The following is a 4,904-nucleotide window of genomic DNA, read 5'->3' on the forward strand; positions in this document are numbered from 1 at the left end:
CCATCACCGCGGACTTCGCCGCTCCGCTGGCCCGAATCTGGCAGGTCTACGCCGACCCTCGTCAGCTGGAGAGGGTGTGGGGGCCGCCGTCCCACCCGGCGACCATCGTCGACCACAGCCTCACGCCCGGCAGCCGCACGACGTACTTCATGACCGGCCCCGACGGGGAGAAGTACGCCGGGTACTGGGAGATCACGGCCGTCGATGAGCCGACGAGCTTCTCGTTCCTCGACGGCTTCGCCGACGCGGACTTCAACCCGAACCCCGACCTGCCGGTCTCGAGGAACGTGTACACGTTCGCCGAGCACGACGGCGGCACCCGCACGACCTACGTCAGCGCCTACTCCTCCGCCGAGGCGCTTCGACAGGTGCTGGACATGGGCGTCGTGGAGGGTGCGTCGTCGGCCATCAACCAGATCGACGACCTGATCGCCTCCTGACGCTTCCCGCGGATCAGTCCTGGGCCGACAGGGTGGTGCGGGCCCGTTCGGTGTCCTTGCCCATCGCGTCGATGAGGTCCTTCACCGAGTCGAACTTGTGCTGCCCGCGGATGCGCGCGACGAAGTCCAACGCCACGTACTGACCGTAGAGGTCGGCGGTGGTGTCCAGGACGAAGGCCTCGACGGTGCGGGTGCGCCCGGAGAAGGTCGGGTTGGTGCCGACCGACACCGCGGCCTGGTAGCGCTCGCCCGGCACGACGGTGCCGGTCACCGGCCCGTGGCCGAGCAGGGTGAACCAGGCGGCGTACACGCCGTCGGCCGGGATCGCCGAATACATCGGCGGCGCCACGTTGGCGGTCGGGAACCCCAGCTCCATGCCGCGCCCCTCGCCCCGGACGACCACACCCTCGACCCGGTGCGGACGGCCCAACGCCTCCATGGCCGCCACCACGTCACCGGCGTCGACGCAGGACCGGATGTAGGTGGACGAGAACGTCACCGTCTCGTTGCTGTGGTGCTCCGAAAGCAGTGACATCGCCTCCACCGCGAACCCGAACCGGTCCCCCGCGCGCCGCAGCGTCTCGACGTTGCCGGCCGCCTTCTTGCCGAAGGTGAAGTTCTCCCCCACCACGACCTCCACCACATGCAGGTGCTCCACCAGCAGCTCGTGGACGTAGCGCTCCGGGGTCAGCTTCATGAAATCGCTGGTGAACGGCATCACGAGGAAGACATCGATGCCCATCTCCTCGACCAGCTCGGCGCGTCGCGTCAGCGTCGTCAGCTGCGCCGGATGGCTGCCCGGGTAGACCACTTCCATCGGGTGCGGGTCGAAGGTCATCAGCACCGTCGGAACGTTGCGGGCGCGGCCGGCCTTCACCGCATGCGCGATCAGCTCGGCGTGGCCCCGGTGCACCCCATCGAAAACACCGATGGTGAGCACACACCTGCCCCAGTCCGTGGGAATCTCGTCTTGGCCGCGCCACCGCTGCACGACCGCAAGCCTACGGCGCGCGGCCCCCCGCCGGGAGATCCGCATGCGCGACGGTGTCGAGGAGCACACGATCAGGCTTGGGTTGCCTAAACTCTCTCGTTGTGAAGGCTGACGAAGAGCGTGGTGGTCTCACCGCGGTCGGCCAGGACTATCTGAAGGCCATCTGGAACGCGCAGGAATGGTCGGTGGAAAAGGTCAGCACCAAGATGCTGGCCGAGAAGATCGGGGTGTCGGCCAGCACGGCCTCGGAGTCGATCCGCAAACTGGCCGAACAGGGCCTGGTCGACCACGAGAAATACGGCGCGGTTTCGCTGACCGAGGCCGGCAGGCGCGCGGCGCTGGCCATGGTGCGCCGGCATCGGCTGCTGGAGACCTTCCTGGTCAACGAGCTCGGCTACGGCTGGGACGAGGTGCACGACGAGGCCGAAGTGCTCGAGCATGCGGTGTCGGACCGGCTGGTCGCCCGCATCGACGCCAAGCTGGGGTTCCCGCAGCGCGACCCGCACGGCGACCCCATCCCGGCCTCGGACGGGCAGGTGCCCACCCCGCCGGCGCGTCAGCTCTGGGCGTGCGACGACGGCGACGCCGGGACGGTCGCCCGCATCTCCGACGCCGACCCGCAGATGCTGCGCTATTTCGCCGACGTCGGCATCAACCTGGACTCCCGGCTGCGGGTCCTGACCCGTCGGGAATTCGCCGGCATGATCTCGGTGGCGATCGACTCGGGCGATGGCGCCGAGACGACGGTCGACCTGGGCAGCCCGGCCGCGCGGGCGATCTGGGTGGTCGACTAGCGGCGATCGCAAGCGCGGCGAAGCCGGGCGCCGCGGGTCGCCGCCATTCGAGCTAGCCGCCCGTCAGCGCTCGGCGCGCTGGTAGGCGGTCACGACGGCCGCGCCGCCCAGACCGATGTTGTGTTGCAGTGCGGCGCTGACGTTCTCGACCTGACGCTTGTCCGCGGTGCCGCGCAGCTGCCAGGTCAGCTCGGCGCATTGCGCCAGCCCGGTGGCGCCAAGCGGGTGACCCTTCGAGATCAGGCCGCCCGAGGGGTTGACCACCCACCGCCCGCCGTAGGTGGTGTCGCCGTTGTCGATCAGCTTGGGCGCCTCACCCGGGCCGCACAGCCCCAGCGCCTCGTACAGCAGCAATTCGTTGGCCGAGAAGCAGTCGTGCAGCTCGATCACCTGGAAGTCCTCGGGCCCCAGCCCGGACTGGTGGTAAACCTGTTGGGCCGCTTGGACATTCATGTCGTAGCCGATCAGGTTCTTGGCACTTCCGTCGAAGGTCGACTCGAAGTCGGTCGTCATCGCCTGACCGACGATCTCCACGGCCTGGCCCGCCAGCCCATGGCTGTCGACGAAGCTCTCCGAGGCCAGGATCGCCGCGCCGGAACCGTCTGAGGTGGGCGAGCATTGCAACTTGGTCAGCGGGTCGGAGATCATCCGCGCCGCCAGGATGTCGTCGAGCGTGTAGGACTCCTGGAACTGCGCGAACGGGTTATTGACCGAGTGCTTGTGGTTCTTGTAGCCGATTTTCGCGAAATGCTCTGCGGTGGTGCCGTATTGGCGCATGTGCTCGCGGCCCGCGGCGCCGAACATCCAGGGCGCGACGGGCATGGCGAACTCGTCGATCTCGGCCATCGCCTTGACGTGCTTGCCCATCGGCGATTCGCGGTCCTGGGCTCCGCCGCTCAGCGAACCGGGCTGCATCTTCTCGAAGCCGAGCGCGATGGCGCAGTCGACGATCCCGCCGCGGATGGCCTGGGCCGCCAGGAAGAGCGCGGTGGAGCCGGTCGAGCAGTTGTTGTTGACGTTGACGATCGGAATTCCCGTCATGCCCAGTTCGTAGAGGGCGCGCTGCCCGGACGTCGAATCGCCGGCGACGTAGCCGACGTAGCCCTGCTGCACCTCGCGGTAGTCGACGCCCGCGTCGGTGAGCGCGTTGGTGCCCGACTCGCGCGCCATGTCGGGGTAGTCCCAGCCTTCGCGGCGGCCCGGCTTCTCGAACTTCGTCATGCCGACGCCGACGACGTACACCTTGTTAGACATCTTTGTCCCTTTCCAGCGGCTCAGGCCCCCAGTGTGCAACTTAACCCCACCGGGCGCTCGATGGGGACCCTTCGCTACAGCGTCGCCGGGCGGATCACCACCACCGACTTGGTCCGCGAGCCCTCGTCGCGCAGCAGCGCGATCACCCGGCCGCCGGCGTCGCAGGCGGCGTAGACGCCGTCGATGCCCGCCGGCGGGAGGCCCCGCCCGTTGGCCGCGGCCTCGGCCTCCTCGGCGGTCAGCTCGCGCCGCGGAAAGACCAGCAGGCACGCCTCGTCCAGGGTCAAGGACAGGGCGGGCCGCTCGGCCAGGTCTTCGAGCGAACGGGCCCGCTCCAGCGTGAAGCGGCCCACGCGGGTGCGCCGCAGGGCCGTCAGATGTCCGCCCACGCCGAGTGCGGCGCCGACGTCGCGGGCCAGGGCGCGAATGTAGGTGCCCGACGAGCAGTCGACTTCCACGTCGACGTCGACGAAGGGACCATCGGAGCGAACGTCGCACACCTCGAAGCGGTCGATGCGGACCGGCCGGGCCGCGAGTTCGACGGCCTGGCCCTCGCGAACCAGCCGGTAGGCGCGGCGGCCGTCCACCTTGATGGCGCTCACCGCCGACGGCACCTGGTCGATCTCACCGCGTAGGCCGGCGACCGCGGTGTCGATCTCCCCGCGCGTCAGGTGCGCGGCCGAAACGCTGTGCAGCACTTCCCCTTCGGCGTCCTCGGTGGACGTGGTCTGCCCGAGCCGGATGGTGGCGGCGTACGACTTGGAAGCGGCCGTCAGCAGGCCGAGGATCTTGGTGGCGCGGTCCACGCCGATCACCAGCACGCCGGTGGCCATCGGGTCCAGCGTCCCGGCGTGCCCCACCCTGCGGGTGGCGAAGATGCGACGGCAGCGCCCCACCACGTCGTGACTGGTCATCCCGGCCGGTTTGTCGACGATGACCAACCCAGGGCCGGCAGGGCTCGACGTCATAGCACGATGGCGGTCAGCACCAGTCCCCGCTCCACCGACCACCGGCCCCGCAGCGCGGTCAGCGGTGGCCCGTCGAGCGCCTGCCCGTCGATCAGGATCTTGGACACGAACACCCCGGTCGTCCCGCCGTCGGGCGGGTCGAGGTCGAACACGATGTGGGCGTCCTCGAAACCCAGCCAGCGCTTGGTCAATGGAAACCAGGCCTTGTACGTTGCCTCCTTGGCGCAGAACAGGATTCGGTCCCAGTGCAGGCCCGCGGGCAGCGCCGCCATCTCGTGGCGCTCCTCGGGCAGGCTGATCGCGTTCAGCACGCCGTCGGGCAACACGTCGTGCGGTTCGGCGTCGATGCCCACCGAGCGCACCGCCTCGGTGCGGCCCACGACCGCGCCGCGGTAGCCGGTGCAGTGGGTGAGGCTGCCCACCACGCCGTCGGGCCAGCACGGTTCGCCCTTGTCGC

General features: G+C 69.4%; 6 protein-coding genes. 2 read left to right on the plus strand and 4 right to left on the minus strand.

Going from position 1 to position 4,904, the window contains the following annotated elements:
- The first annotated feature begins 2 nt into the window (after nt 1-2).
- Nucleotides 3-440, plus strand: coding sequence for an SRPBCC domain-containing protein (locus tag A9X03_RS14815; RefSeq protein WP_082974501.1), 438 nt, complete (start codon nt 3-5; stop codon nt 438-440).
- 13 nt (nt 441-453) lie between these two features.
- Here A9X03_RS14815 and A9X03_RS14820 read toward each other — a convergent pair whose 3' ends face one another.
- A complete protein-coding gene (locus tag A9X03_RS14820) occupies nt 454-1,431 on the minus strand; it encodes a bifunctional riboflavin kinase/FAD synthetase (protein ID WP_067750956.1) in 978 nt (325 codons plus the stop codon).
- A 101-nt stretch (nt 1,432-1,532) separates the two neighbouring features.
- Here A9X03_RS14820 and mntR point away from each other — a divergent pair, with 101 nt between their 5' ends.
- Nucleotides 1,533-2,225, plus strand: a complete 693-nt coding sequence (mntR, locus tag A9X03_RS14825) for a manganese-binding transcriptional regulator MntR (protein WP_068261649.1) — start codon at nt 1,533-1,535, stop codon at nt 2,223-2,225.
- A gap of 63 nt (nt 2,226-2,288) precedes the next feature.
- Here mntR and A9X03_RS14830 read toward each other — a convergent pair whose 3' ends face one another.
- The 3 genes from A9X03_RS14830 to A9X03_RS14840 all read right to left on the minus strand — a co-directional run.
- Entirely contained in the window at nt 2,289-3,479 is a 1,191-nt protein-coding gene (locus tag A9X03_RS14830) for a lipid-transfer protein (protein ID WP_068261652.1), read from the minus strand.
- Nucleotides 3,480-3,553: 74 nt separating this feature from the next.
- Entirely contained in the window at nt 3,554-4,447 is an 894-nt protein-coding gene (gene truB / locus A9X03_RS14835; RefSeq protein WP_068261655.1) for a tRNA pseudouridine(55) synthase TruB, read from the minus strand.
- On the minus strand, nt 4,444-4,904 hold a 461-nt coding region (locus A9X03_RS14840), incomplete at its 5' end, for a 4'-phosphopantetheinyl transferase (protein ID WP_068261658.1). The genes A9X03_RS14840 and truB, both read right to left, overlap by 4 nt.

The organism is Mycobacterium sp. E1715 (assembly GCF_001667625.1).
In the GTDB taxonomy this organism is placed as follows: Bacteria; Actinomycetota; Actinomycetes; order Mycobacteriales; family Mycobacteriaceae; genus Mycobacterium.

What these genes read in the sequence shown, in the direction of transcription:
- truB (WP_068261655.1), bottom strand. Translation starts at nt 4,447, where the DNA reads ATGACGTCGAGCCCTGCCGGCCCTGGGTTGGTCATCGTCGACAAACCG.
- A9X03_RS14830 (WP_068261652.1), bottom strand. Translation starts at nt 3,479, where the DNA reads ATGTCTAACAAGGTGTACGTCGTCGGCGTCGGCATGACGAAGTTCGAG.